We start from the raw sequence: 24,780 nt of genomic DNA, 5'->3' as shown, positions 1-24,780 counted from the left end.
CACTTGCTTTCAGATCCTCCAGTTTGCCAGCCCGGTTGACGTATCCGATGTTTCCAATAGTTGCTCTTACCGCCGCTTGAATGTCAGTCACAGAGTCGCCGATCATTACACTATGACTTGGATTCATCAGAAGATTCCGCAGTGTCGCGATTATAAAGTCGGATCCAGCTTGAGAACTCAGCATCATAACCAACGCGTGCCGAGATGAAGTCGATCTCTGCGACTGCAGAAGTGCTGTTGTTGCTGACGATGGCAAGTGGGCGGCCGGTCTCGTGCCAAGCGCGGATGAGGTCGTGGGCGCCTGGGGTGGGTTCGGCGGTGGTGTTGACTTCGACTTCGAGGGCGGTGAAGGCGGCTTCGACGTAGCGGGCTTCGTCGTCGCCGAGGGTGGCGGCGTGGCGGAAGACGTCGAAGGGCGTCGGGGGTGGCGACGGGTTCTGGTAGGTCGGTGTGGCCGCCGTCAGCCAGAACCACGCGTAGTTGTTCGGCGACAACCGCGGCGGGTAGGCCCGCGAAGACGGAGCAGATGGGGCCGCCGAAGTCCAGGAGTAGGGCTTTGGCGTTGGCCAGGAGTTCGCGGGCCTTGGCCTTCGTCGCCGATGGTCACCGGGGTGTACTCCTTGGCGATGGTGGTCCACATGGGCCTGCCGGACCGTTCAAGGTTGCGGTACCGCTCGGCTCCGGGCTCGGCCCGCGGCAGGGTGACATCCTGGCGCTCTCGCCGGACGACATCGACCGGTCAGAGATGGTGGTCCGGGTTCAGCGGCAGATCAAGACGGTCCGGGGCGTGATGATGTTCACGCCTCCGAAGGGCGGGAAGTCGCGGACCGTGCCCGTCTCCCCCGCCGTGCTGGCGGAGATCGACGACCACGAAGACCAGTTCCCCGCGACGGCCGTCGCGCTGCCTTGGCGTACCCCAGACGGTGAGCCGGTGACCGTTCGCCTGCTCATGACCGGCGAGAACGGGCGGCTGTACACGGGCGACCTGTTCACCAAGGTGGTGTGGATGGGCGGTTTCCGGAAAGCCAAGATCGAACACCGGGGCCGTGGTGACGGAATGCATGCGCTGCGGCACTTCTACGCGTCCACACTGCTGTCACGCGGTGTGTCCATTAAGGAGCTAGCGGAGTACCTGGGGCACGCGGACGCCGGGTTCACGCTGCGGACGTACACGCACTTGGTGCCGTCCAGCCACGAGCGGGCAAGGAAGGCGATCGACGCGGTGTTCGGGCGGCCTGGTGACGATGACGGCCTGGAGGCGGCCTGATCATGGAAACCAGGACCCGCCCGAACTACCGGCGAGAGATCAAATCAGCCCTTCAACAGAGCCCGAGCCATCACCATCCGCTGGATCTGGTTGGTGCCCTCATAGATCTGGGTGATCTTCGCGTCGCGCATCATTCGCTCGACCGGGAAATCACGCGTGTACCCGGCCCCGCCGAACAACTGCACCGCGTCCGTCGTCACCGACATCGCGATGTCCGACGCATACGACTTCGCCGCGCTCGCCATGAACCCCGCCCGCGCGTCACCGCGCTCCGAAGCCGCGGCCGAGGCGTAGACCAGGTGCCGGGCCGCCTCGATCTTGGTGCCCATGTCCGCCAGCATGAACTGCACGCCCTGGAAGTCCGCGATCGACTTGCCGAACTGCTTGCGGTCCTTCACGTAGTCCAGCGTCGCGTCCAACGCACCCTGCGCGATCCCCAGCGCCTGCGCCCCGATCGTCGGCCGCGTGTGGTCCAGCGTCCGCAGCGCGGTCTTCAGCCCGGTCCCCGGCTCACCGATGATCCGATCTTCCGGGATCACGCAGTTCTCGAAGTAGATCTCCCGCGTCGGCGAGCCCTTGATGCCGAGCTTCCGCTCCTTCGGCCCCACCGAGAACCCCGGGTCGTCCTTGTGCACGACGAACGCCGAGATCCCGTTCGCCTTCTTCTCCGCCTCCGGATCGGTCACCGCCATCACGGTGTACCAGGTCGACTCACCGGCGTTCGTGATCCACGCCTTGGTGCCGTTGAGCACCCACGTGTCACCCTCCAACCGGGCCCGCGTGCGCATCGACGCGGTGTCCGAGCCCGCCTCGCGCTCGGACAGCGCGTAGGACGCCGAAGCGTCACCGGAGGCGATCGACGGCAGCACGTTCTTCTTCAGCTGCTCGGAGGCCGAGAGCAAGATCGGCTGGGTGCCCAGCTTGTTCACCGCCGGGATCAGCGAGGCCGACGCGTCGACCCGCGCGATCTCCTCGATCACGATGCACGCGGCGATCGCGTCCGCGCCCTGCCCCTCGTACTCCTCGGGGATGTGCACCGCGTTGAACCCGGAGCGGACCAGCGCGGCAGCCGCCTCGACCGGGTAGCGCTCGTTCTCGTCGACGTCGGCCGCGTGCGGCGCGATCTCCTTCTCCGCGAGCGCCCGCACGGCGGCACGCAGCTCCTCGTGTTCTTCCGCGAGCCGGTACAGCCCGACGCCCTCAGTCACTCGTGCCACCTCATCTCCGTTGGCGGGATCAACTGTCAATGTTAGCGCTCGTTCACAATGTGGAGCTTGTGTCCTCGCTCGCACTCTTCGTACGGTTCAGTGATGTCGATCACCTCGCCCCCGGGTCTCCCGCGCTCCCTGGTCTATCCCGAGGTTCCCGTCGGCTCGATCCTGGCCGGCTCGGCCGCCCGCTACGGCGGGCGCACCGCCTTCCGGCAGGGTGGCGCCCAGCTCAGCCACGAGCAGCTCTGGCGCTCCGCCTGCCGGTTCGCCAACGCGCTCGGCGCGCACGGCATCGGTCCCGGCGACGTGGTCGCCATCCACCTGCCGAACTGCCTCTCCTACCCGATCGCCTACTACGGCACGCTGCTCGCCGGGGCCACCTTCACCCCGGCGAACCCGCTGCTGCCCGCCGAGGACCTGGCCGCGCAACTGGCCGACAGCGGCGCCGTGGTGGCCGTGACCTGCGGCGCTGCCTCCGGCACGCTCACCAGCGTGCTCGAACGCACCGAGGTGCGCATCGTGCTGGTGGCCAACCCGATCGGCGAGCTGCCGCCCGGCGCGGTCGAGTTCGGCGCCTTCTACCGGGAGGCGGGTGACCAGCGCCCGGCCGCCGCCATCGACGTCCGCGAGACGCTCGCGCACCTGGCCTACACCGGCGGCACCACCGGCCGCTCCAAGGGCGTCCGGCTGACCCACCGGCACGTGGTGGCGAACACGCTGCAGTACAGCTCGTGGTCCCACGGAGCGGTCCCCGCGCTCAACACCGACGGCGATCTGGTGCTCGACCAGATCGGCTCGCCGGAGGAGTGGCCCGTGCCGCTGGGCACCGGCGTGGCCATCAATCTGACCCCCTGGTTCCACGCCATGGGAATCATCGCCGCGCTGAACGCGCCCGTGCTCACCGGCTACAGCGTGGTCCTGCACGACCGGCTCGACCCGGCCGCGTACCTCGCCGACGCCGAGCGCCTGCGGGTCACCATGGTGGGTGGCGCGCCCGCGTTGTTCGCCGCGCTGCTGGCCGTGCCGGACTTCCAGACGCGGGACCTGACCTCGGTGCGGCTGGTCACCTCCGGGGCCGCACCGCTGCCGGTGTCGACGATCAAGCTGCTGCGCGAACGGCTGCCGAACGCGGTGATCGCCGAGGGCTACGGGCTGACCGAGGTGACCATGGGCGCGATCGCGGCGCCCGCCTTCCGGTCGGGGCTGCGGAAGCCGGGCACGGTCGGGGTGCCGCTGGCCGACACCGAGGTGAAGATCGTCGCCGCGGAGGGCGGGGAGGAGCCGCTGCCCGCGGGTTCGCGCGGGGAGGTGTGCCTGCGCGGGCCGCAGGTGATGCCGGGGTACCACAACCGGCCGGAGGAGACGGCCGCCGTGCTGGTGGACGGCTGGCTGCACACCGGCGACATCGGCACGATCGACGAGGACGGCTACCTGTCCATTGTGGATCGCAAGAAGGACCTGCTGCTGTACAAGGGGTACAACGTCTACCCGCGGGAGCTGGAGGAACTGCTGGCGGCGCAGCCAGCGGTCGCCGTGGCGGCCGTGGTGGGACGGCCGGACGAGGCGGCCGGGGAGCTGCCGGTCGCCTTCGTGGTGCGCGCGCCGGGGTACGCGGACGCCACCGCCGCCGACCTGATGGCGACGGTGAACGACCTCGTGCTGCCGTACAAACGCCTGCGCGAACTCCACTTCGTGGACAAGCTGCCGATCTCCGGCGCCGGAAAAATCCTGAAGCGAAAACTACGCGACCAGCTGCAGTGAATGTGGCTTTCACAGCGAAATGTGCTGTGAAAGCCACATTCACTGCATCGGTCAGGGGCGCATCAAGTAGGTGTCCGCGAGGGCTTCGACGGTGGCCCAGATCCGGGCGTACCGGTCCGCGTCCCCGATTGGTTTGCGCACCTGCGAGAGGGCCCATTCCTGCTGCGCCTCCGTCGAGGAGGCCCGGCCGTGCAGTTCGGTGGCGTACCGCGAGAAGTCGCGCACCAGCACGTCGAAGATCTGGTCGATGGTGTCCGTGTCCAGCTCGACGATCCGCGCCTGCTCCAGCACCAGCTGCCCGTAGACGATCAGCGTGAACAGCTCGCCGAGGGTGAGCAGGAAGTCCAGGTCCTTCTGCTGCGCCTCGTCCGGCGCGGCCGTGGTCAGCAGCGTGCAGAACGCGTCGGCCTGCGAGCGGAAAAGGGCCACGTTCGGCACTTCCGCGTACTGCGAATAGGGCTCCCGCCAGTCGTGGAAACGGATCTTCCCGAGTCCCCTCGCCGGACCCTGGCGGAACAGGAATTCGTCGTCGGCCGCGTCCTGGCGCGTGGGCACGGGCTCGTAGGAAGCCGGGTTGAACAAATACGCGGGCATGAACTTCAGCACCAGAGCGAGGTTGACCGCGACCGTGCCTTCGAGCTTCGGCAGGCCGCGGATGTCCCGCGAAGCCGCCGAGAAGTACGTGTCCTTCTCGAAGCCCTTCGCCGCGATGACGTCCCACAGCAGGTCGATCACCCGCTCGCCCTCGGTGGTCACCTTCATCTTGGTGATCGGGTTGAACAGCAGGTACCGGCGGTCCTCGGGCCCGGCCGTGCGGAAGTAGTCGATCGCGCGGTCGGCGAACAGCTTCATCGCGCTCAGCCGCGCGTAGGCGTCGACCAGCTCGCGGCGCACGTGCGGGAACTCGGTGACGCGGTTGCCGTAGAGCAGGCGCCCGTGCGCGTGCGCGACCGCCTCGTACAGCGCGTGCGAGCAGATGCCGATCGCGCCGAAGCCGAGGTTGAACTTGCCCACGTTGACCGTGTTCAGCGCGGCGTCGAAGGCGGCGGGACCGGTGTGCAGCACGTCCTCGGCGCGCACCGGGTAGTCCTCCAGCCGGAACTCGCTGACGTACATCTGCGAGGGCACCACGTTCTTGATCAGGTGGTAGTTCGGGTGCGCGCTGTTCGCGGTGAAGAAGACGTACCCCTCGGGGCCGTCGACGTCGGCGCGGCGGCCGAACACCGAGACCACGCCGGCCACGTTGCCGTTGCCGATGTAGTACTTGCCGCCGGTGGCGCGGAAGCCGTCACCGTCCGGGGTGAGCACCATGTCGGTGGCGTAGATGTCCGCGCCGTGCTCCTTTTCGGACAGTCCGAACGCGAGCACGCCACCGGACTCGAGCACCCCGGCCGCGTGCGCGCGGGCCGCCGGGTTCTCGCTCTGCCACACCGGGCCGAGGCCGAGGATGGTGACCTGCCAGGTGTACCAGTAGTTCAGCCCGTAGAAGCCGAGCAGCTCGGACATCGCGGCGACGCGGGCGGTGTCCCAGCGCTTGTTCTCGTCGCCGTCCGCGTCGGCCGACGGGGTGAGCAGGGTGGCGAACACGCGCTCCTTGGCGACGAACTCCAGGAACTCCGCGTACCAGGTCTGCGCGTGGTAGTCGGTCATCAGCGCGGTCTTGCCGCGTGCCTCGAACCAGTCGATGGTGGCCCGCAGGAGGCGCCGGGTTTCCGCGTCGAAGTGCGCGGGGTCGTACGTACGCGGGTTGAACAGTTCCATGTTACTGGACAGTAACAAAGACCGGGCTAGGAACCAAGCTTCGCCCGGAGCGCGGCGTCCTTGTCCAGGACGAGCTGCTCGAGGTCGGCCTGGAAGCGGACCATCCGCGCCCGCAGGGACTCGTCGTTCGCGGCCAGCATGCGCACCGCGAGCAGGCCCGCGTTGCGCGCGCCGCCCACCGAGACCGTGGCCACCGGGATGCCCGCGGGCATCTGGACGATCGACAGCAGCGAGTCCATGCCGTCGAGGTACTTCAGCGGGACCGGCACGCCGATCACCGGCAGCACCGTGGCCGAGGCCACCATGCCGGGCAGGTGCGCGGCACCGCCGGCGCCGGCGATGATCACCTTCAGCCCGCGCTCGGCGGCCGACTCGGCGTAGTCCATCATCCGCCGCGGGGTGCGGTGGGCGGAGTACACGCCCACCTCGTAGGGCACCTCGAACTCATCCAGCGCCTTGGCGGCGGCCTCGAGCACCGGCCAGTCCGAGTCACTACCCATGATCAAACCGACAACGGCAGACATTTCGAACGATCTCCTCATCGTTTCCCAAGCGGCGGAGCCGCTTGCTGTGGGCCATCAACCCGCACCGCGGCGGGTTCTCAGGCGGTTTCTCGCGAGGACAGCTTCACCGTGGTGAATCGGCATTCATGAGGTGGAGCTCCCGGAGCGAGAAGGCGCCTGAGGTTCCGCCACCCGCACCGCCACGCAAGCCACGCACTCGACTCTCTAGTGGATCTCGTGGCCGTCGAGCCACTCGGCGTGGGACAGCCAGTGCGCGGCCAGTTTCCCGCGGTGGCGCAGGTCGTCGAGGTCGTCCCCGAGCAGGTTGACGTGGCCCAGCTTGCGCCCCGGCCGTTCGCCCTTGCCGTAGAGGTGGACCTTGACGTCGGGGTACCGCGCGAACAGGTGGTGCACGCGCTCGTCCGGCCCCATCCGCGGCGCCTCCGGCGCACCGAGCACGTTCGCCATCACGCAGTGCGGCGCGAGCAGTTCGGTGGTCCCGAGCGGGTAGTCGAGCACCGCCCGCAGGTGCTGCTCGAACTGCGAGGTCCGCGCACCGTCCATGGTCCAGTGGCCGGAGTTGTGCGGGCGCATGGCCAGCTCGTTGACCAGCAGGCCCTCGTCGGTCTCGAACAGCTCGACGGCCAGCACGCCGACCACCTCGAGATCGGCGGCCACCCGCAGCGCCAGGTCCTGCGCCTGCTGCCACTTCTCCTGCGACAGCCCCGGCGCGGGCGCGAGCACCTCGGTGTTGATCCCGTCGCGCTGCACGGTTTCCACCACCGGCCACGCAGCGCCCTGCCCGAACGGCGAGCGCGCGACCAGCGCGGCCAGCTCGCGGCGCATGGCCACCTTCTGCTCCACCAGCAGCGGCGTGCCCGCCTCGATCAGCTCCGGCACCAGGTTCGCGGCTTCCTCGGCGGAGTCGAGCATCCACACCCCGCGGCCGTCGTACCCGCCGCGCGCCGCCTTGAGCACGATCGGCCAGGACTGGGCCTCGCCGAACGCCAGCACGTCGTCCACATCGGACACCCTGGCGAAGGCGGGCCCGGGGATGCCGGTCGACTGCATCCGCTCGCGCATGACCAGCTTGTCCTGCGCGTGCAGCAGCGCGTCCGGCCCCGGCCGGACCACCACGCCCTCGTAGGTCAGCGTCTGCAGGTGCTCACCGGGCACGTGCTCGTGGTCGAAGGTGAGCACGTCCACAGTGGACGAGAACTCGCGCAGCTTGTCCAGGTCGGTGTGGCTGCCGAGCACCACCTGCCCGGCGACCAGGCCGGCCGAGTCGTTCTCGTCGGCCGCCAGCACCCGCAGGGACTGGCCGAGCGCGATCGCCGCCTGGTGCGTCATCCGGGCCAGCTGGCCGCCGCCCACCATGCCGACGATCGGCAGTCCGGTTCGTTTGTCCATGATGCGCCTACCCTAATTCGACGGCCGCCGCAGTTCGCGCGCGGCCAGCACGACCAGCGCGACCGCGGTGACGAGCACGTACGCGTTGCCCAGCACGATCTCCACCGGACCCCAGCCGAACTCGGTGGTGCCCCCGTTCGGCACCAGCATGATCAGGCAACCGGCCAGCGGCGCCACCACCCCGGCGGCCAGCCAGTACCGGCGCTTCGCCAGCAGCAGCACCACCAGCGGCACCGTCCACACCCAGTGGTGCGTCCAGGAAACCGGCGACACCAGCAACGCGGTGAACGCGGTCACCAGCACCGCGGCCAGCGCCTCGCCGCGCCGGTGGTACCGCACCACCAGGAAGACCGCGGGCACCGCCAGCAGCGCGCCGATCGCCAGCGCCACCGGCATGCCCCACGGCGCCACCTCGGTGGCCCGCCCGAGCATGCCGTTCAGCGACTGGTTGAAGATCCAGTGCGTGGCCCCGATGCGCTCGGCGTCGGAGGCGGCCTCGGTCCAGTAGCGCACGACGTCGGCCGGCATCACCGCGAACATCAGCGCCTGCAGCAGGGCGAAGGTGCCGAGCGCGCGCAGCCCGTCCTTCCAGCGGCCGGTGAAGACGAAGTGCGCGATGAAGATCAACGGCGTCAGCTTCACCGCCGCCGCCACCCCGACCAGCACGCCACCCCAGCGCGAACCCCGCGCCGAGAGCACCAGCACGTCCAGCATGACCAGCGCCATCAGGATCAGGTTGATCTGCCCGAGGAACACCGTCTTCCAGACCGGCTCCAGCGCGAACGCGGCCACCGTCAGCCCGGCCACCGCGGGCCAGCCGACCGACCGGTTCACCGACCGCAGGCTGACCTTCACCACGGCTGCCAGCCCGAGCACGGACAGCGCGCCGATCACGCCCCAGACCAGGCCCGGCGGCACCAGCACCAGCGGCGAGAACAGCAGCGCCGCGGCGGGCGGGTAGGTGAACGGCAGCCGGACCCACGAGGGCAACGTGGTCAGGTGCTCACGGATGTAGAGCGGCTCGCCCTTGAGCATGGTCAGCGCGCCTGCCCGGTACACCGCGCTGTCCGCGCCGAGGTGCCAGTTCAGCAGCCAGGCCGCGACGCCGACCGCGAGTGCGGCACCCGCCAGCGCGCCGGCAGGCCACCACCTGAGGTCAGCGCGCAGACGTAACGTCGACATGCTGTTCCGAGACCGGTTCCGCCGGTTCCTCCGCGCCCCGGCGCCGGAAGACCAGCCAGCGCACGAGCAGCAGCAGCGCCAGCAGGAACGGCACCAGGATGTACGCGCTGCCCAGCACGAACTGCCAGAACTCCCAGTGCAGCTCGATGTTGCGGCCGTTCGGCAGGATCAGCAGCACGCAGCTGACGAAGATGCCCGCCACGCCGAGCGCGACCGCCCAGCGGCGCCAGGCCACGGCGGGGGTGGTCCGCGGCAGGCGCGACACCAGCAGCACGATCAGCGGCACCGCCCACACCCAGTGGTGCGACCAGGACACCGGCGAGGCCAGCAGGATCCAGAAGGCGGTGACCAACAGCGCGGCCAGGTGCTGCCCGCGCCGGTGGAACCGCAGCATCAACCAGACCGCGGGCGCGGCCAGCAGCGCGGCCGCCGCGTGGCTCGCCGTCGACGCCCACGGTGCCAGGTCGGTGAGCCGGTTGACCAGCCCGTTCAGCGACTGGTTGCCCGCCCAGTGCAACGGCCCGATGCGGCCGGTGTCCGGCAGGGTGTGCGTCCAGTACCGCCACGCGTCGTGCGGGACGAGCAGGAACATCAGGCCCTGCAGCGCGACGAAGGTGCCGAGCGCGCGCAGCGCGTCCTTCCAGCGGCCGGTGAACAGCAGGTGCGCGATGAAGATCAGCGGGGTCAGCTTCACCGCCGCGGCGACGCCGGTCAGCACGCCGCCCCAGCGCGAACCGCGGGCCGAGATCACCAGCACGTCCAGCATGACCAGCGCCATCAGGATCAGGTTGATCTGGCCGAGGAACACGGTCCGCCAGACCGGTTCGATGGCCAGCAGCACCACCGAGAAGACCAGCGTGGCGCGGGCCGGGGAGGCCCACCAGCGCGGGGCGTCCGGCTCGGGGCGCGGCAGCGAACCGATCGCGATGCGTATGCACAACGCCATGGCGAGGATGGAGATCGCGGTCAGCACGCCCCAGGCGACCTGGATCGGCATGATCGCCAGCGGGACGAAGAACAGGGCCGCGGTCGGCGGGTAGGTGAACGGCAGCAGCGCCCACCACGGCTCGGTGCTCAGCGTGTTCGAGTCGTAGAGCGGGTCGCCGTTGAGCAGGGTCAGTGCCCCGGCGCGGTAGACCGCGCTGTCCACGCCGAGGCGCCAGTCCAGCAGCCAGCCGACCACGCCGGCCGCGATCGCGATCAGCGGCACGGCGGCCAGCAGCAGGATCGAGCGGGGCCGGACGGACAGCCTGGCGAGCGAGGTGCGGAGGGCCAGCCGGGGGTGGCGGGCCGGTGGAGCGACCTCGCCGTCGGTGGCGGGCGGCGCGTGCTGGGTCACCCGACCAGCAAATCACGGGGCCGCCCCCGCAGGTCAGCCAGGTCTGACGAGCAAGCGCGGTCCAGCACGCCAACCAGGCCGGACGATCACGCACGGCCCGCCGAGTCAGCCAGGCCGGGCGTGCACCCGCGACTCAGCCAGGTTGACGCAATCACGCGCGGCCCACCGAGTCAGCCACCCCGGGCGATCAAGCGCGCCCCAGCGAGCCGAGCAGTTCGCAGGCGCCTTCGTGCGTGGCGGGCAGCCGCAGCACCCGGATCCGCGGATCACCGGCCTGGTGCAACTGGGCGTCCACGCTCAGCCGTTCGTGCAGTTCCCGGCGCAGCAGGACGCCACGCTGCGCGATCCCGCCGTCGCGGCGCAACAGCACTGCCACCGTCGACGGGCCCAGCGCGGCCACGCTCTCCCCACCGTCGAACACCTGCCGGACCGCGTCGGCGACCAGGATCATGCCGGTCAGCCGGGGCCAGCCGGCCAGCGCCGAAAAGTCCATCGTGACCACCAGCAACATGTGGTCCATCGACGCCGGCTCACCCCGGCGGGTGGCTTCCCGGTACACCTCGGCCAGCCGCGTCCGCAGGTAGGCGGCGGTCGGCAGGCTGGTCAGCGGGTCGGTCACCTCGGCCTTGGCGAGCTGGTCGAGCGCGACGTCGGCCCAGGCCACCGCGGTCACCCTCAGCAGGTTCGACGGGGTGGCGTCCACATTCGGCACGACCAGCCCCTCGGCGCAGTCCGGCTGGGCCAGCACCGCGTGCAGGGCGGCCAGATCGGCCAGCGTCTCGGCGAGCCCGGCGCCGGCGGCCGCCCTGGCCCGGCCGAGTCCGGCCAATGCCACCTCGGGCGGGGTGCCGCCGACCACCGCGGCGCAGACGATGTCGACCTCGGGCAGCGCCCAGTCGCTCGGGAACCGCCAGCCGGCGGCCAGGCTGGCGGTGCGCCAGCGGTCGCGCAGCGTGCGGGTCCCGGCACCGAGCGCGCCTGAGCCGGTGGCCTTGGGCGGCCAGCCGAGCACATCCGTCACCGCAGGGTTCCCTTCGTCCATGGGGGTTCGACGGGAAGGGGACGCGACGGGGCGCCGCGCGTGACGCGGTTCGACCAATCCGGTTGTCCGGCACACCCATGGCGTGACGTTCAGGAGAGCCTCAGTCACACTGGTCGCGGCGCGCGGGCAGCGCCGCCGGTTGTGAAGGGGAGGACCGTGGCCACCGTACCCGCTGATGTCAGCGGCCAGAGCGATGCCGAACTGATCGCTTCGGTGCGCACGGGCACGATTTCCGCGTACGGACAGCTGTACGAACGGCACGTCAACGCCGCGTACAACCTGGCGCGGCAGCTCTCCCGCTCGCCCGCCGAAGCCGACGACCTGGTCTCCGAAGCCTTCGCCAAGGTGCTGGACACGCTGCGGGCGGGCAAGGGCCCGGACACCGCCTTCCGCGCCTACCTGCTGACCGCGCTGCGCCACACCGCCTACGACAAGACGCGCAAGGACAAGAAGGTCGACCTCAACGAGGACATGAGCACCGTCGGTGCCGAGGCGCTGACCGTGCAGTTCTCCGACACCGCGGTGGCCGGGCTGGAGCGCACGATGGCCGCGAAGGCCTTCGCGCGGCTGCCCGAGCGCTGGCAGGCGGTGCTCTGGCACACCGAGATCGAGCAGCAGACGCCCGCCGAGGTCGCGCCGCTGCTCGGGCTCACCGCGAACGGCGTCTCCGCGCTGGCCTACCGCGCCCGCGAGGGCCTCCGGCAGGCGTACCTGCAGGTCCACCTGGCCGAGACCTCGGCAGAACGCTGCCGCGCGACCGCCGACCGGCTCGGCGCGTGGACCAGGGACGGACTGTCCAAACGGGAACGCGCCCAGGTCGAGACGCACCTCGACGAGTGTGAGCGTTGTTCGGCGCTGGCCGCCGAACTCGCCGACGTCAACGGTGCCCTGCGCGCCGTGGTCGCCCCGCTGGTGCTGGGTGGCGCGGTATTCGCCTACCTGGCCGCGGCCGGTGCGACGAAGGCCTCCGCGGCGACCGCGGGAGCGGCGGCGGCCGGTGCCGCGGCCGCCGGGGCTGGGGCCGGCGCTGGCGCCTCGTCGGGTGGTGGCGGTGGCGCGATGGCGAACCTGGCCGCGTCGGGACCCCGGCAGTTCATCGAGATCGGAAGAGAGACGGGGAAGGAAAGGGCGTACGTTGACGTTGTGGTCGATGGAGGGTCCGGGGCGATTATGAATAAAAACGGGAAGAATGACAGTAAGCGAGGATGGAGCAGCCGGCCCGTAGCCGCCTGCGCCGTGGACGTATTTCTTTTTTTTTTTGCTATCCCTCCAACCTCCACGACGCCCACTACACCGTACACTATTCCCCTCCCCGCCCCCCTTCCGATCGCCGGAACCCGCGCCGGAGCCCGCTCCCGAACCCGAACCGGCGCCCCAGCCGGAGCCTTCGGAGCCCGCTCCCGAGCCGGAACCGCCCGCGCCGGAGCCGTCGAACATCGTCACCACCCCGCCGCCGGCGAGCCTCGAACTCACCCCGGGCGGGGAGGCGGTCGATGTTCCGTTCACCGTGAACAACACCGGTGGCACGGTGTCGGAGCCGGTGACGGTCACGCTGAACCTGCCGCCGGGCGTGAGCGCGGTGCAGATGCCCGGGGGTGGCGGTGGCGCCGCGCGCGCCCAGCAGCCGTCCGCCGAACCGCCGCCGCCGCTGGCGGTGAGCTGCCCGAGCGGGTCCGGCACGGTGACCTGCACGACGGGTACCGGGCTGGAGCCGGGGCAGCAGGCGGTGCTGACGTTCCGGTTGATCGCCGACGGCACGGCGGACGAGAGCCAGGTGACCGGCTCGGTCTCGTCGGGCACGACCGTGCCGGTGGCGGTGAAGGTGCCGGTCGCGGCCGCGAAGGACGACGTGAAGCTGAGCGTCAGCCAGGCGTGGACCTCGACCTTCCCGTGGGCGCGGCACCCGGTGCTGCACATCAGCCTGCACAACGCGGGCCCGACCATCAAACCGGCGACGGTGACCGTCGACAGCCCGGCGAAGCTGATCCTCGGCACGTACCGGGCGACCTGCACCACGGCGGGCGGGACCACGAGCTGCGCCAGCAAGAAGGCGATGAACCCGGGCGACCGGCTGCACATCTGGGTGCTGCTGGACAAGCAGCCGAGCAAGGACGTCACGGTCACGGTGACCGCGAAGCTGGGCAAGGACGTCGAGTCGCAGACGGTGACCTTCGACTGCTGGGGTCGCAAGTGCAAGCCGCCGTCATCGTCGGTGACGCCGACCCCGTCGTCCACGCCACCCTCGAAGCCGACGACCAGCCCGCCGAGCAGCTCGGACCCGTCGACGCCGTCGAGCACGCCGCCGTCCAGCGAGACCTCCGAGCCGACGCCGTCCACGCCTTCGCCGGAACCGCAGCCGCCTTCGCCGCCGCAACCACCGGCGCCACCCGCGCTCACGCCGGGCCCGCGCTGGGACCTGCCCTTCCTCTGACGACCCTCGACAGCCGCGGGGCCGCGGGTTCGATAGCGTGCCCCGCACTATGGGGAAACTGAGGCTGCTGCTGGCCCGGCACCGGGAAATGGTGCGGTTCGCGCTGGTCGGCGGGGTGTGCTTCGTGCTGACCTTGGCGGTCAACTACGCGCTGAAGTTCACCGTGCTCACCGCGCACCCGGTGACCGCGCAGGGCATCGCCGTGCTGGTCGCGACGATCGTGTCCTACGTCCTCAGCAGCGAGTGGTCCTTCCGCACCAGAGGCGGCCGGCGACGCCACCACGAAGCCGCGTTGTTCTTCCTGATCAGCGGGATCAGCCTCGGCCTGAACGCGCTGCCACTCGGCATCTCACGGTACGTGTTCGACCTGCGCGTGCCGACCGTCACGATGCTCACCCAGGAGGTCGCCGACTTCCTCAGCGGAATGATCATCGGCACCCTGCTCGGCACCGTCTTCCGCTGGTGGGCGATGAAGAAATGGGTCTTCCCGGAGGCGGGCGCCCGCCCGCGCACGCGGCGCCGCACCCCGCCGGACCCGGCGATTCCGCAGGACCGGGCCGCCTGAAAACCGCACGCTACGTACACTTCAAGCCGTGACCATTGTCGAGACGGTGCTCAGTCGCGTCCCGAAACCGCTGCGCTCGATCCTGATCAAGCACCGGGAGCTGCTGAAGTTCGCCATCGTCGGCGGCACCACCTTCCTGGTCGACAACGGGGTCTGGTACCTGCTCAAGCTGACCGTGCTGGAGTCCAAGCCGACCACGGCCAAGGCCGTCGCGATCATCGTCGCGACGATCGTGTCGTACGTGCTCAACAGCGAGTGGTCGTTCCGCACCAGGGGCGGGCGCGAACGCCACCACGAGGCCGCGTTGTTCTTCCTGATCAGCGGCGTGGCGATCGTGGTGAACCTGATCCCGCTCTACACCTCCAGATACGTGCTCGACCTCGAGGTGCCGCACGTGCCGTACTGGGCGCAGGAGATCGCCGACTTCACCAGCGGCTCGATCATCGGCATGCTGCTGGCCATGGTCTTCCGGTTCTGGGGCTTCAAGAAGTGGGTGTTCCCGGACGAGCTGGGCCACCGCCGCCGGGACACCGAGGAAGAAGACGCCGAGGTGCACGAGTTCCCCACCCGCTGATCACCGCGGGGTGCGTTCCACCGGCCAGTTCATCGCGGCGACCGCGTCCGCCGGCCGCGGCACGCGCAGGAACAGGCTGAACGTCGCCGGCCGCTTGACCGAGAGCTCCAGCCTGCCGCCGTCGGCCTCGGCGAGCGCCCTGGCCAGCGCCAGGCCGACACCGGTGGAGCCGCCGCCGGAGAAGCCGCGTTCGAAGATGTGCGGTGCGAGTTCGTCGGGCACGCCCGCGCCGGTGTCGTGCACCTCGACGACCACCGTGCCGTCGGCGTCGCCACGCCGCGCGGCCAGCGTGACCGTGCCGGAGCCGTGCCGGAGCGCGTTGTCCAGCAGCACCCCGATCACCTCGCGCAACCGGCTCGGCGTGGCCCTGGCCATCAGGCCCTCGGCCACGCGCAGCCTCAGGTGACGACCCTCGGCGCGCAGCGTCTGCTGCCACTCCTCGGCGATGCCGGGCAGCTCGGCGGGCAGGTCCATCGGCTCGGCGCCGACCTCGCTCGCCGCGCGGGCGGCTTCGAGCAGTTCGTCCAGCGCCTCGGCCAGCCGGTCGGCCTGCTCCTGCGCGGCGCGGGCGTCGTCGACCACCTCGGGATCCCCGGACAGGGTGAGTGATTCCAGTCGCAGTTGCAGTGCGGTCAGCCGGCTGCGCAGCTGGTGCGAGACGTCCCCGACCAGCTGCCGTTCCCGCTGCACCAGCTGCGCGAGCGCGGTGGCGGAGGAGTCCAGCGCCTCGGCGACCATGTCCAGCTCACCGACGTCGTACCGCTTCGGGTCGGGCCGGAAGTCGCCGCCACCCAGGCGCGCGGCCCGGTCGGCGACGTGCCGCAGCGGCTTCGCGAGCCGCCGCGCGGTGACCGTGGCGACCACCGTGCCGATGCCCACCGACAGCACCACCAGCAGCACCACGGCCAGCGTGACCTGCGTCTGCGTGGTCCGCAGCGGGCCGGACGGGCTCTCCAGGGTGACCGTGCCCTCGCGTGCGATCGGCACGGTCACGGTCACCGGATCGCTGCCGGGGTCGACGCCGTAGAGCTTGTCCGCCTCGTTGCGCTGCTTGACGATGAGGCGGCCGTCCGGCGGCACACCGGCCCGCAGCTTGTCCAGTTCGAGGGTGCGGCTGGCGGCGATGTCGTCGTCGATGGTGGCCGCGATGACCTGCGCCCTGGCCGCCAGGTCCTCGCCGTTCAGGTTGTCCACCAGCAGCCACGCGGTCACCCCGAGCGGGATGCCGAGCGCCGCCCCGGTGACCGCGACGGCCAGCAGGATGGCGAGCAGGATGCGGCGGCGCATGGGTCATTCGGCGTTGAAGCGGAACCCGACCCCGCGCACGGTGGCGATCCGGCGTTCGGCGTCGTTCGGCTTGCCCGGCCGCGACAGCCCGTCCTCACCGGCGATGGTCAGCTTCCGGCGCAGCCAGGACATGTGCATGTCCAGCGTCTTGGAGGTCTTGGACTCCAGGTCGTTCCACACCTCGGCGAGGATCTCCTCGCGGCTGACCACCTGCCCGGCCCGGCTCATCAGCACCCGCAGCAGCTCGAACTCCTTGTTCGCCAGCTGCACCTCGCGACCGTCCACAGTGACCATTCGCGCGCCGAGGTCCATGCGCACGCCACCGGCTTCCAGCGCGTCCGGCGCCCGGCGGCGCAGCAGCGCGCGGATGCGGGCGAGCAGTTCGGCCAGCCGGAACGGCTTGGCCACGTAGTCGTCGGCACCGGCGTCGAGGCCGACCACGAAGTCGACCTCGTCGGTGCGCGCGGTGAGCATCAGCACCGGCAGCTCGGTACCGCTGGCCCGCAGGCGGCGGCACACCTCCAGCCCGTCCATGCCGGGCAGGCCGAGGTCGAGCACCAGCAGGTCGACCCGGTCGGCGGCGGTGCAGTCGAGCACGGATGGACCGTCGCCGACCACCTTCACCGTGTACCCCTCGCGCTGCAGCGCGCGCGACAACGGATCCGCGATCGCGGGATCGTCCTCAGCCAGCAGAACCGTGCTCACCTGAGCAACTCTACGGGGACCCCTCGTGAAAGCATGGTGATCATGCCGCGCTTCACCGAGGACCTGGCGCTCGCCACCCGGCTGGCGGACGCCGCCGACGCCATCACCACCGCGCGCTTCGGCGCGCTCGATCTGCGCGTGGACCGCAAGCCCGACCGCACCCCGGTGACCGACGCGGACACCGCGGTCGAGGACGCCATCCGCGAGCTGCTGGCCGCCGAGCGCCCGGACGACGCCGTGGCCGGCGAGGAACGTGGCGGGGAGGCGGCCGCGACCGGGCGCACCTGGGTGCTCGACCCGATCGACGGCACCAAGAACTTCCTGCGCGGCCTGCCCGTGTGGGCCACGCTGATCGCGCTGGTGGAGGACGGCGAACCGGTGGTCGGCGTGGTCAGCGCCCCGCTGCTCGGCCGCCGCTGGCAGGCGGCGACCGGTTCCGGCGCCTGGGTCCGCGACGCTGCTGGGGAACGCCGCATCTCCGTGTCGAGCGTGTCCTCGCTCGAAGACGCCTACCTGTCCACCACGCACCTCGGTTCCTGGGTCGAGTACCACTCCCGCGAGGCCTATCTCGCGCTCACCGACGCGTGCTGGGAGAACCGCGCGTTCGGCGACTTCTGGCACCACTGCCTGGTCGCCGAAGGTGCCATCGACCTGGCCGCCGAGGCCGTGGTGAACCCGTGGGACGTGGCCGCCGCGCAGGTGCTGGTCACCGAGGCGGGCGGCCGGTTCAGCGACCTGTCGGGACGGCCGCGCTACGACCAGGGGTCGGCCCTGTCCTCGAACGGCCTGCTGCACGACGAGGCACTGCGGATCCTGAAGCGCTAGACCTGGCTGCCCGCCCAGTCGAGGCGGTCGACCGTCGGCCAGGCCCGCAGCGGGACGCGGACCGGCAGCACCATGGTGGTCGCGCACTGCTCGTCGATCACCCGGTACGGGTCGCGCTGCTCGAAGTCGAGGTAGCGCACGTGCACTTCGGGCAACCGCGACCAGCCGAGCGCCTGGTAGTAGCCCACCGAGTGCTCCCCGCACATCAGCAGGCCGAACGGCACGGCCAGCTCGCCGAGCAGCGAGGTGACCCGGGTGCCCAGTTCGCGGCCGATGCCGCGGCCCTGGAATTCGGGGTGCACCGCGACCAGCCCGACGTTGCCGACGAGCACCTCCAGCGGTTCGCCGCCTTCGGTCACTTCGCCGCCTTCGGTCACCCGGACGAACCGCCGCAGCACCCCCGCGTGCGCGATCACCCGATCGCCTTCGCGGCCGATCACCCGCGCCTCCGGCCGGGAGCCGTACCAGGTCAGCTCGCCGGAGAACGCCGAGGGGAAATCGGGGTACGCCGCCCGGAGCAGGGTCGCGAGCTGGGCGTGCTCCGCCCGTCCCAGCTCACCTTCGCGCCTGATTTCCCACGTTGTCATGGTCAGCAGCGTGACACCGGCGAGCTCGAACAAGCGAGCGATTTAAGTTCGGGCGCCGGGGAGCACGCCCACCGCGCCCCGCGCCACCTGGGCCCAGGCCAGCCTGCCGAACAGGTAGTGGCAGGCCACCTGCTCGTTGGTGAACCGCGCCCAGTCGTAGCGGTTGCCCTGCTCGCGCCAGAACACCTCCCAGGCCGGTTCCGGCTCCTCGACCCGCAGCAGGCACCAGGCGTTGTCCGCCTCGGCGCCGATCGACACGACCTCGGACGGCACGCCGAGCGAATCCAGCCAGCGGGTGATCGAGTCGGTGTTCACGCCTCAACCCTTTCGAAGGTGATGTCGGCGAGGTAGCCGAGGGTGACCAGTTCGTCGGCCGAGTAGAGCGCGCGGTAGCGGTCGTCACCGGCCCACATCGGCAGCGCGCGGCACACGCGGTAGCGGCGGTAACCGGTTTCGAAGTACGACAGCGGGAGCGCGCGCCGGTGGTACGGCAGCCCGTCGGCGGCGAAGATGCGCCCCTCGACGGTTCCGAAGCGGTCGATGAGGGTGCCCTCGGCCAGTACGACCGGGTCGCCGGGATGCCAGTCGGGTGGGGTCGCCGGGTCGCTGGGGTGCCGGTCGTCGGGGGTCGCCGGGTCGCCGGGGTGCTGGTCATCGGGTTCGGTGACCACTGGGTCGAGCGCGGGTGGTTCGCCGGGTGGGCCGGCCACGCGCCACCGGCCCGCGCGGACGCCGGCGAGCGCCTCCTCGGTGTCGATCAGGTGCGACTCGGGGTGGTCGTGCGGCGGGAAGCCCCTGGCGGGCAAGGGAAGCTGGCGGGCCGGACGGTCGGAGGCGACCGGCAGGTGGCCGATCGGGAACATGTGCACCAGGAACAACGCGACGATGCTCTCGCGCTCCTTGCGCGGCGTCCCCAGCGGCGGCTGTTGGGGCGGCTGGTGTGGCTGATGCTGGGGTGGGTGCGGGTAGGGCTGGTACGGGTACTGCTGGGCTGGCCGGTGGCCGCCCCACTGGTAGGCGCCCGGCGGCGGGTACTGCTGCGGTGCGTACGCGGGCGGGTAGTACGGCTGCCGGACCGGTTGCTGCGGCGCCGCGACCGGCTGGTGGCCCACCCCCTGCTGATGGGGCGAGGCCTGCTGATGGGACGCAGCCTGCTGTGCCACCACTTGCTGCGGTGGCACCGGCGGCTGAACCCCAGCCTGCTGCGGCGCCACCTGCTGGGCCCCGACCTGCTGCGCCGCACCCGGCACCCCAGCAGCCTCCGCGAAAGCGGCCGCAGTTGTGCCCGAGATCGGCAACGGCCCGATCGGCCCGGTCTTCATCGCCGCCGCCAGGCCTGAGGGCGGCGTCGGTACGTCTTCGAAGCCGCCCTGGGGAAGCAAGCCCTGGTATTCGCCGGGCGGCAGCGCGATCGGGCCGGTACCCAGCACCGCCCCACCGTCCACTTCGGACAGCACCGGCAGCGACAGCGGCGTGCGCAGGTGCGCCCCCGGGTTCGGGTCGACCAGTTCGGTGGCCGCCGCCAAGCCCTCGTCGCCTGGGCCGATCGCCGTGGTCAGCCGGTCCGACACCGCGCCGAGGTTGGCCGCGAGGCCGGTCAGCACCGTGTCCACCCCGAGCGCCGCCGCCGGGTGGCCGGCGTCCGCCGCGGCCAGCGCGGCGTCGCGGTTCTTGGCCGCGTCGACCAGCTGGCGCACCATTTCCACCTTCGCCGCGCCGATCTCGGCGGCGGCGTGCTCCAACCGCGACGCCGCCTGCCCGGCCCCGCGAGCCGCCGCGACCAGCTGCCCGGTGTCCGCGTCCGCGAACCCGGCCCACGCCCGGCGCGCGAGTTCCCCCGCGTCACCGGAGAGCGCGGTCAGCGCCTCGCTGGCGACCACGTCCGCTTCGGACGCCAGCGCCGACAACTGCCGCTCCGCCTCGCGCCAGGCGCCCGCCTGCTCCAGCAGGGCGTCCTCGTCCGCCTGCGGCCATTCGAGCCCGACCGCCTCGGCCACCTCGGCCAGCTCGCCGGGAAGCTCGATGCCCATTCCGCTCCCCCTAGCCGTTCAGTTCCTCTGCCGCCGCGGCATCCGCCCCGGTGTACTGCCCCGCCGCTGTGGAGAACTTCGTACCCCATGCCCCCAGCCGCGCGCTCAACCCCTGCACCAGCGCGCGTGTCTCCGCCGCCGGCGCGGCGTGCGACGCGGCGAAGCTCTGCCCCGGGGTGTCGGTGCCCCAGGCTTCCCCGGTGGCTTCGAGCGCCCACTCGAGATCGGCCGCGATGTGCCGCGCCCGCTCGGCGAACCCCTCGAACTCACCGGCCTTGACCCGCAGCAGGCGGGCGTCGGCCTCGAATCCGGTCACCGCCCGTCCGACCCGGCGGTCGGCCAGCCCTCGTCGTCCAGCCAGACCTGGTCCTCGAAGCTCTCGTCCTCGACCGGCTCCCTTTCCTTGGCGGGCGGGGCTTCCGGCACCAGCTCGGCGGCGTCCAGATCGGCCGTGCCGCGCAGCAGGGCATGCGGATCGGTGCCCTTCGGCAACGCCGGGGCCAGCACTTCTTCGGCACTGGTGAAGGCCTTCATCCCGGCCGTGTCGACCAGCCGGACGATCTCCCTGGCGAGCTCGGCGGGCCCGTACTCGCGGTACGCGGCGGCGCCGATCTCCAGCCCGGTCAGCGCGCCCTGGGGGCCGACGGTGGCCTTGAGCAGCCCGTCGCCGCTGCTCGCGGTGGCCCGCACGGCAGCCAGCTCCCGCTGCACGCCGGCCAGGTGATCACGGCTGCGCCGGTAGTCGGCGAGCAGTTCGTCCACGCGCGCTCGATGCTCGGTCACCACGGTCTCCTCCAGCCACAGCGGTCGGCAACGGTTCTGACGCGCCAGAGGGCCCGCCGGTTCCACCCGGCGGGAAAATGTGGCCACATCGAGCCGGCTCAGCCGGCGAGCGCCTTGACCACCCGCGACGGGCTGGGGCGCCCGAGCTTCTCCGCCATCCACGCGCTGGTGCGCACCAGCGCGTCCAGGTCGGTGCCGTGCTCGATGCCGAGGCCGTCCAGCATCCAGACCAGGTCCTCGGTGGCGAGGTTGCCGGTGGCCGACTCGGCGTACGGGCAACCGCCCAGCCCACCGGCCGAGGAGTCCACAGTGGACACACCAAGGCGCAGCGCGGCCAGCGTGTTCGACAGCGCCTGGCCGTAGGTGTCGTGGAAGTGCACGGCCAGCTTCTCCGGCGAGCCGAAGCCGCCGACCACCCGTTCCACCTGGCCCGGCGTGGCCACCCCGATGGTGTCGCCGAGGGAGAGCTGGAAGCAGCCCAGGTCCAGCAGCCGCTGCCCGGCCGCGACCACCTGCTCGGCGGGCACGGCGCCCTCCCACGGGTCGCCGAAGCACATCGACAGGTACCCGCGCACCTCGAGCCCCTCGGCCAGCGCCCGCGAGACCACCGGCTCGAACATGCCGAACTGCTCGTCCAGGCTGGAGTTCAGGTTGCGCTTGGCGAAGGTCTCGGTGGCGCTGGCGAAGATGGCGATGCTCGACACCCCGGCGGCCAGCGCCCGGTCCAGCCCGCGCGCGTTCGGCACCAGCACCGGGTACGACACCCCGTCGCGCTGCTCGAGCCCGGCCAGCAACTGCTCGGCGTCGGCCAGCTGCGGCACCCACTTCGGGTGCACGAAACTGGTCGCCTCCAGCACGGACAACCCCGCGTCGGCCAGGCGGTCCAGGAACTCCAGCTTCACTTCGACCGGCACCACGGACTGCTCGTTCTGCAGCCCGTCGCGCGCGCCGACCTCCCAGATCGTCACCCGCTCCGGCAGTCCGGCCGCGGCCACCCGGTCGGGCAGGCCGACCTCGCGTGCGCCCAACTCAGCGCCCCCGTCCGCGCGGCGGCGGCTCCTGCGGCGGGGCCTGCTGCTGCACGAAGTCGTCGTACGGGTTGTCGTTGACCTCGCGGTAGATGTGCGTGTGGACCTGCTCGACCTTCGGGATGTCCTCGAAGGTGAGCGGCTCGTCCGATGCCGACTCGATGATCAGCGTGCCGCAGCCGAAAACGCGGTCGATCAGCCCGTGCTCGAAGCGCACGCTGTTGATCCGCGACATCGGGATGTCGATCCCGGTCCGCTTCAGCACGCCTTCACGGGCGATCAGCCGGTCCGTGGTGACGATGAAGTGCGTGGTCCGCCACCGCACGAACGGGGTCAGGAACAACCACACGATCAACAGCAGCCCGACCGCGCCGATGGCGATCAGCCACACCATGTCCCACGGCGGCGTCGCGTCCACGGCCAGCGTGGCCAGCCAGATCCCCGCGCCGATCGTGATCAGCAGGACCAGGAACGGCACCACCAGCATCTTGAAGTGCGGGTGCTTGTGCACCACGACGCGCTCGCCTTCGCTGAGCAGATCGTCTGGGTAAGCCACGTGACGCTCCCGTGCTCGAAGCCTGCAGGTGGGCCTTACCGTACTCGTCAGCTGGGGCGCAGGTGCACCACATCACCGGCAAAGATGGTGCGTCGCTCACCACCCGGCGTGCGCAGCACCAGCTGCCCCGAGGAGTCCACGTCCACCGCCTCGCCGGGCACCGCGCCGCCGTCCGGCGTGATGATGTTGACGCCCTGGCCGAGGGTGGCGCAGTGCTGCCGGTAGTCGGCCAGCAGCCCGGCCCGCGCCAGGTCGCCGCCCGCCGCCCGCCAGCGGTTTTCCTGTTCGGCGAAGGCGGTCAGCAGCAGCCGCGCGATCTCCGTGCGGTCGGTGGTCCGCGCGCCCTGCTCGGCCAGCGAGGTGGCGGGCAGCCCGCCCGGGCCCGGCGGCACCTTCTCCTTCAGCGGCAGCACGTTCAGCCCGATGCCGAGCACCACGCCGATCTCGTCGGAGGACAGCGCCTCGGACAGCACGCCGGCGCATTTCGCCCGATCGGGTCCGGCGAGCACGTCGTTCGGCCACTTCAGCACCGCGTCCACGCCGAGGTCCGCGGCCACGTCGACGAGCGCGAGCCCGGCGACCACGGCGAGCGAGCCGAGGCCGGCGAAACTCACCTCACGCGGGCGCAGCAGCACGCTGAGGTAGATCCCGGCGCCCTTCGGCGACCGCCAGTCGCGGGCGCGCCTGCCGACGCCCGCGGTCTGCTCGTCGGCGATCAGCACGGTCCGGTCCTCGGCCTGGAAACCGTCGTCGGTGGTGGCGGCGGCGCGGAGATCGGCGTTGGTGGAGCCGGTGCTGGCCACCACGTCGATCGCGGCGTACGGGCCGTTCGGCGGCAGGAGGGCGGCGCGAAGAGGGGCCGCGTCCACGGGGGCGCTCCGGTGATTCACCCCTTCAGGTTAGAAGAGTCCCGCGCTTCGGGACATTCGGCGGTCGGCTCCCGGCCGCCCCTCTAGCCTGACCGCGTGGCGAATCGACTCCACCGCTTTCTCGCGGGCGCGGGCGGGCGGGCACTGGTGGCAGTTCCGCTGGTCGGCGCGCTGGCGATCGGCGGGTACCTGCTGGCCGAACCCGAGTCGGCGCAACCGGTGCCGCAGGCGGCCGCGCCGAACCCGGTCGGTGGTGGCGCGGTGCCCGCCGGGCCGTCGACGCTGCGCGAGACCGCGCCGGTGGAAGCCGTGACACCCGCCGCGGCGCCGAACGAACTGGACGTCTGGGTGGCCAAGCTGGCCGGACCGCTGGACATCCCGCCGCAGGCGCTGGCCGCGTACGCCACCGGTGAGCTGAAGCTGCGCGAGGAACGGCCGGACTGCCACCTCACCTGGGTCACGCTGGCCGGGATGGGCAAGGCGGAGCACAACCACCGCGGGGGTTCCGCCGACGGCGCGATCGCCGCCGGGCGCAAGCTGTGCGACAAGGGCGTCGACCTGAACACCGGCTGGTGGAAGGCGGTCGGCGCGTACTCCGCCACCGACGGCGAACTCTTCCGCCAGAAGGCGCTCGGCAACGCGCAGCTCTACGCCACGCTCTCGCTGAACCCGGAACTCGCGACGGCCCCGACCACCCGCGCCACCCGGTTCGCGCTCGACCAGATCGGCCTGCCGTACGTGTGGGGCGGCAACGGGCCGGACGCCGGGGCAGCCGGTTTCGACTGCTCGGGGCTGACCAAAGCCGCCTACGACAGCGCGGGTGTGGAGCTGCCGCGCACGGCCGACAGCCAGTTCCGCGCGCTCGGCGCGTCGGCGGCGGAGCCTTCGCTCGGCGACCTGGTGTTCTACGGGCACGGGCGGATCCACCACGTCGGCATGTACGTGGGCAACGGGCTGATGGTGAACGCGCCGACCGAAGGCCAGGCCATCCAGCTGCACAGCTACCGCACCCGCGGCGACGACTACGCCGGGGCCGCGCGCCCGCGGTAATTCCGGTGCCCGGC

The 24,780-nt window shown here is 71.3% G+C and carries 25 protein-coding genes and 1 pseudogene; 8 read left to right on the top strand and 18 right to left on the bottom strand.

The window, feature by feature from the left end; all coding sequences use genetic code 11:
* Window positions 1-110: 110 nt before the first annotated feature.
* Window positions 111-494 (bottom strand): HAD family hydrolase, encoded by a 384-nt coding sequence (locus JYK18_RS46730; RefSeq protein ID WP_242579210.1) that lies wholly within the window; start codon window positions 492-494, stop codon window positions 111-113.
* Window positions 495-583: 89 nt separating this feature from the next.
* Here JYK18_RS46730 and JYK18_RS17210 point away from each other — a divergent pair, with 89 nt between their 5' ends.
* Window positions 584-1,267 carry a site-specific integrase gene (locus JYK18_RS17210; protein ID WP_242579209.1) on the top strand — a complete coding sequence of 228 codons (684 nt, stop codon included), beginning with the start codon at window positions 584-586 and terminating at the stop codon, window positions 1,265-1,267.
* Window positions 1,268-1,311: 44 nt separating this feature from the next.
* Here the strand turns inward: JYK18_RS17210 and JYK18_RS17205 are convergent, their stop codons facing one another.
* Window positions 1,312-2,475 carry an acyl-CoA dehydrogenase family protein gene (locus JYK18_RS17205; RefSeq protein ID WP_374195051.1) on the bottom strand — a complete coding sequence of 388 codons (1,164 nt, stop codon included), beginning with the start codon at window positions 2,473-2,475 and terminating at the stop codon, window positions 1,312-1,314.
* Between the two features lie 102 nt (window positions 2,476-2,577).
* Between JYK18_RS17205 and JYK18_RS17200 the strand changes: the two genes are divergently transcribed.
* Window positions 2,578-4,239, top strand: a complete 1,662-nt coding sequence (locus tag JYK18_RS17200) for a class I adenylate-forming enzyme family protein (RefSeq protein ID WP_206803005.1) — start codon at window positions 2,578-2,580, stop codon at window positions 4,237-4,239.
* A 51-nt stretch (window positions 4,240-4,290) separates the two neighbouring features.
* On the opposite strand, the gene JYK18_RS17195 is transcribed toward JYK18_RS17200, so the two are convergent.
* The 6 genes from JYK18_RS17195 to JYK18_RS46725 form a co-directional block, all read right to left on the bottom strand.
* Window positions 4,291-6,000 (bottom strand): acyl-CoA dehydrogenase, encoded by a 1,710-nt coding sequence (locus tag JYK18_RS17195; protein WP_206803004.1) that lies wholly within the window; start codon window positions 5,998-6,000, stop codon window positions 4,291-4,293.
* 26 nt (window positions 6,001-6,026) lie between these two features.
* Window positions 6,027-6,524, bottom strand: a complete 498-nt coding sequence (purE, locus tag JYK18_RS17190; protein ID WP_206803003.1) for a 5-(carboxyamino)imidazole ribonucleotide mutase — start codon at window positions 6,522-6,524, stop codon at window positions 6,027-6,029.
* A 204-nt stretch (window positions 6,525-6,728) separates the two neighbouring features.
* Entirely contained in the window at window positions 6,729-7,913 is a 1,185-nt protein-coding gene (locus JYK18_RS17185; protein WP_206803002.1) for a 5-(carboxyamino)imidazole ribonucleotide synthase, read from the bottom strand.
* 12 nt (window positions 7,914-7,925) lie between these two features.
* On the bottom strand, window positions 7,926-9,095 hold the full coding sequence (locus JYK18_RS17180) for a glycosyltransferase 87 family protein (RefSeq protein WP_206803001.1): 1,170 nt from the start codon (window positions 9,093-9,095) through the stop codon (window positions 7,926-7,928).
* Window positions 9,070-10,434, bottom strand: a complete 1,365-nt coding sequence (locus JYK18_RS17175; RefSeq protein ID WP_206803000.1) for a glycosyltransferase 87 family protein — start codon at window positions 10,432-10,434, stop codon at window positions 9,070-9,072. Before JYK18_RS17175 ends, JYK18_RS17180 begins: the two co-directional genes overlap by 26 nt.
* A gap of 187 nt (window positions 10,435-10,621) precedes the next feature.
* On the bottom strand, window positions 10,622-11,455 hold the full coding sequence (locus JYK18_RS46725) for a GGDEF domain-containing protein (protein WP_307795931.1): 834 nt from the start codon (window positions 11,453-11,455) through the stop codon (window positions 10,622-10,624).
* A 60-nt stretch (window positions 11,456-11,515) separates the two neighbouring features.
* Between JYK18_RS46725 and JYK18_RS17165 the strand changes: the two are divergent.
* The 4 genes and pseudogenes from JYK18_RS17165 to JYK18_RS17150 form a co-directional block, all read left to right on the top strand.
* Window positions 11,516-12,277 (top strand): annotated as a pseudogene (locus tag JYK18_RS17165) (RNA polymerase sigma factor); the annotation flags it as partial.
* Between the two features lie 706 nt (window positions 12,278-12,983).
* Window positions 12,984-13,907, top strand: a complete 924-nt coding sequence (locus JYK18_RS17160) for a hypothetical protein (RefSeq protein ID WP_206804436.1) — start codon at window positions 12,984-12,986, stop codon at window positions 13,905-13,907.
* A 49-nt stretch (window positions 13,908-13,956) separates the two neighbouring features.
* Window positions 13,957-14,472 (top strand): GtrA family protein, encoded by a 516-nt coding sequence (locus tag JYK18_RS17155; protein ID WP_206802999.1) that lies wholly within the window; start codon window positions 13,957-13,959, stop codon window positions 14,470-14,472.
* Window positions 14,473-14,500: 28 nt separating this feature from the next.
* Window positions 14,501-15,046, top strand: coding sequence for a GtrA family protein (locus JYK18_RS17150; RefSeq protein WP_206802998.1), 546 nt, complete (start codon window positions 14,501-14,503; stop codon window positions 15,044-15,046).
* On the opposite strand, the gene JYK18_RS17145 is transcribed toward JYK18_RS17150, so the two are convergent.
* Complete coding sequence (locus JYK18_RS17145) at window positions 15,047-16,333, bottom strand: ATP-binding protein (protein WP_206802997.1); 1,287 nt, start codon at window positions 16,331-16,333, stop codon at window positions 15,047-15,049.
* A gap of 3 nt (window positions 16,334-16,336) precedes the next feature.
* A complete protein-coding gene (locus JYK18_RS17140; RefSeq protein ID WP_153035760.1) occupies window positions 16,337-17,038 on the bottom strand; it encodes a response regulator transcription factor in 702 nt (233 codons plus the stop codon).
* A gap of 42 nt (window positions 17,039-17,080) precedes the next feature.
* Between JYK18_RS17140 and hisN the strand changes: the two genes are divergently transcribed.
* The gene (gene hisN, locus JYK18_RS17135; protein WP_374195025.1) at window positions 17,081-17,863 is read left to right on the top strand and encodes a histidinol-phosphatase; all 783 of its coding nucleotides are present in this window, start codon (window positions 17,081-17,083) and stop codon (window positions 17,861-17,863) included.
* Here the strand turns inward: hisN and JYK18_RS17130 are convergent.
* The 8 genes from JYK18_RS17130 to JYK18_RS17095 all read right to left on the bottom strand — a co-directional run bounded on the left by JYK18_RS17130 (window position 17,860) and on the right by JYK18_RS17095 (window position 23,737).
* Complete coding sequence (locus tag JYK18_RS17130) at window positions 17,860-18,450, bottom strand: GNAT family N-acetyltransferase (protein ID WP_206802995.1); 591 nt, start codon at window positions 18,448-18,450, stop codon at window positions 17,860-17,862. The genes hisN and JYK18_RS17130 overlap by 4 nt on opposite strands.
* A gap of 42 nt (window positions 18,451-18,492) precedes the next feature.
* On the bottom strand, window positions 18,493-18,765 hold the full coding sequence (locus JYK18_RS17125; RefSeq protein ID WP_153035764.1) for a hypothetical protein: 273 nt from the start codon (window positions 18,763-18,765) through the stop codon (window positions 18,493-18,495).
* Window positions 18,762-20,480 (bottom strand): TNT domain-containing protein, encoded by a 1,719-nt coding sequence (locus JYK18_RS17120; RefSeq protein WP_206802994.1) that lies wholly within the window; start codon window positions 20,478-20,480, stop codon window positions 18,762-18,764. Before JYK18_RS17120 ends, JYK18_RS17125 begins: the two co-directional genes overlap by 4 nt.
* A gap of 10 nt (window positions 20,481-20,490) precedes the next feature.
* Complete coding sequence (locus tag JYK18_RS17115) at window positions 20,491-20,796, bottom strand: hypothetical protein (RefSeq protein WP_206802993.1); 306 nt, start codon at window positions 20,794-20,796, stop codon at window positions 20,491-20,493.
* Window positions 20,793-21,263: a YbaB/EbfC family nucleoid-associated protein gene (locus tag JYK18_RS17110; RefSeq protein ID WP_206802992.1), complete on the bottom strand. Its 471-nt coding sequence runs from the start codon at window positions 21,261-21,263 to the stop codon at window positions 20,793-20,795. Before JYK18_RS17110 ends, JYK18_RS17115 begins: the two co-directional genes overlap by 4 nt.
* A 98-nt stretch (window positions 21,264-21,361) precedes the next feature.
* Window positions 21,362-22,291 (bottom strand): hydroxymethylglutaryl-CoA lyase, encoded by a 930-nt coding sequence (locus JYK18_RS17105; RefSeq protein ID WP_206802991.1) that lies wholly within the window; start codon window positions 22,289-22,291, stop codon window positions 21,362-21,364.
* Between the two features lies 1 nt (window position 22,292).
* Window positions 22,293-22,847, bottom strand: coding sequence for a PH domain-containing protein (locus JYK18_RS17100; protein WP_206802990.1), 555 nt, complete (start codon window positions 22,845-22,847; stop codon window positions 22,293-22,295).
* 47 nt (window positions 22,848-22,894) lie between these two features.
* Window positions 22,895-23,737, bottom strand: a complete 843-nt coding sequence (locus JYK18_RS17095; RefSeq protein ID WP_307795930.1) for a biotin--[acetyl-CoA-carboxylase] ligase — start codon at window positions 23,735-23,737, stop codon at window positions 22,895-22,897.
* A 75-nt stretch (window positions 23,738-23,812) separates the two neighbouring features.
* Here JYK18_RS17095 and JYK18_RS17090 point away from each other — a divergent pair, with 75 nt between their 5' ends.
* Window positions 23,813-24,766: a C40 family peptidase gene (locus JYK18_RS17090; protein WP_206802989.1), complete on the top strand. Its 954-nt coding sequence runs from the start codon at window positions 23,813-23,815 to the stop codon at window positions 24,764-24,766.
* The last annotated feature ends 14 nt before the right edge of the window (window positions 24,767-24,780 follow it).

The organism is Amycolatopsis sp. 195334CR (assembly GCF_017309385.1).
GTDB lineage: Bacteria > Actinomycetota > Actinomycetes > Mycobacteriales > Pseudonocardiaceae > Amycolatopsis.
Note: the sequence above shows the minus strand (reverse complement) of the source record. Positions and strands in the feature narration are given on the sequence as shown.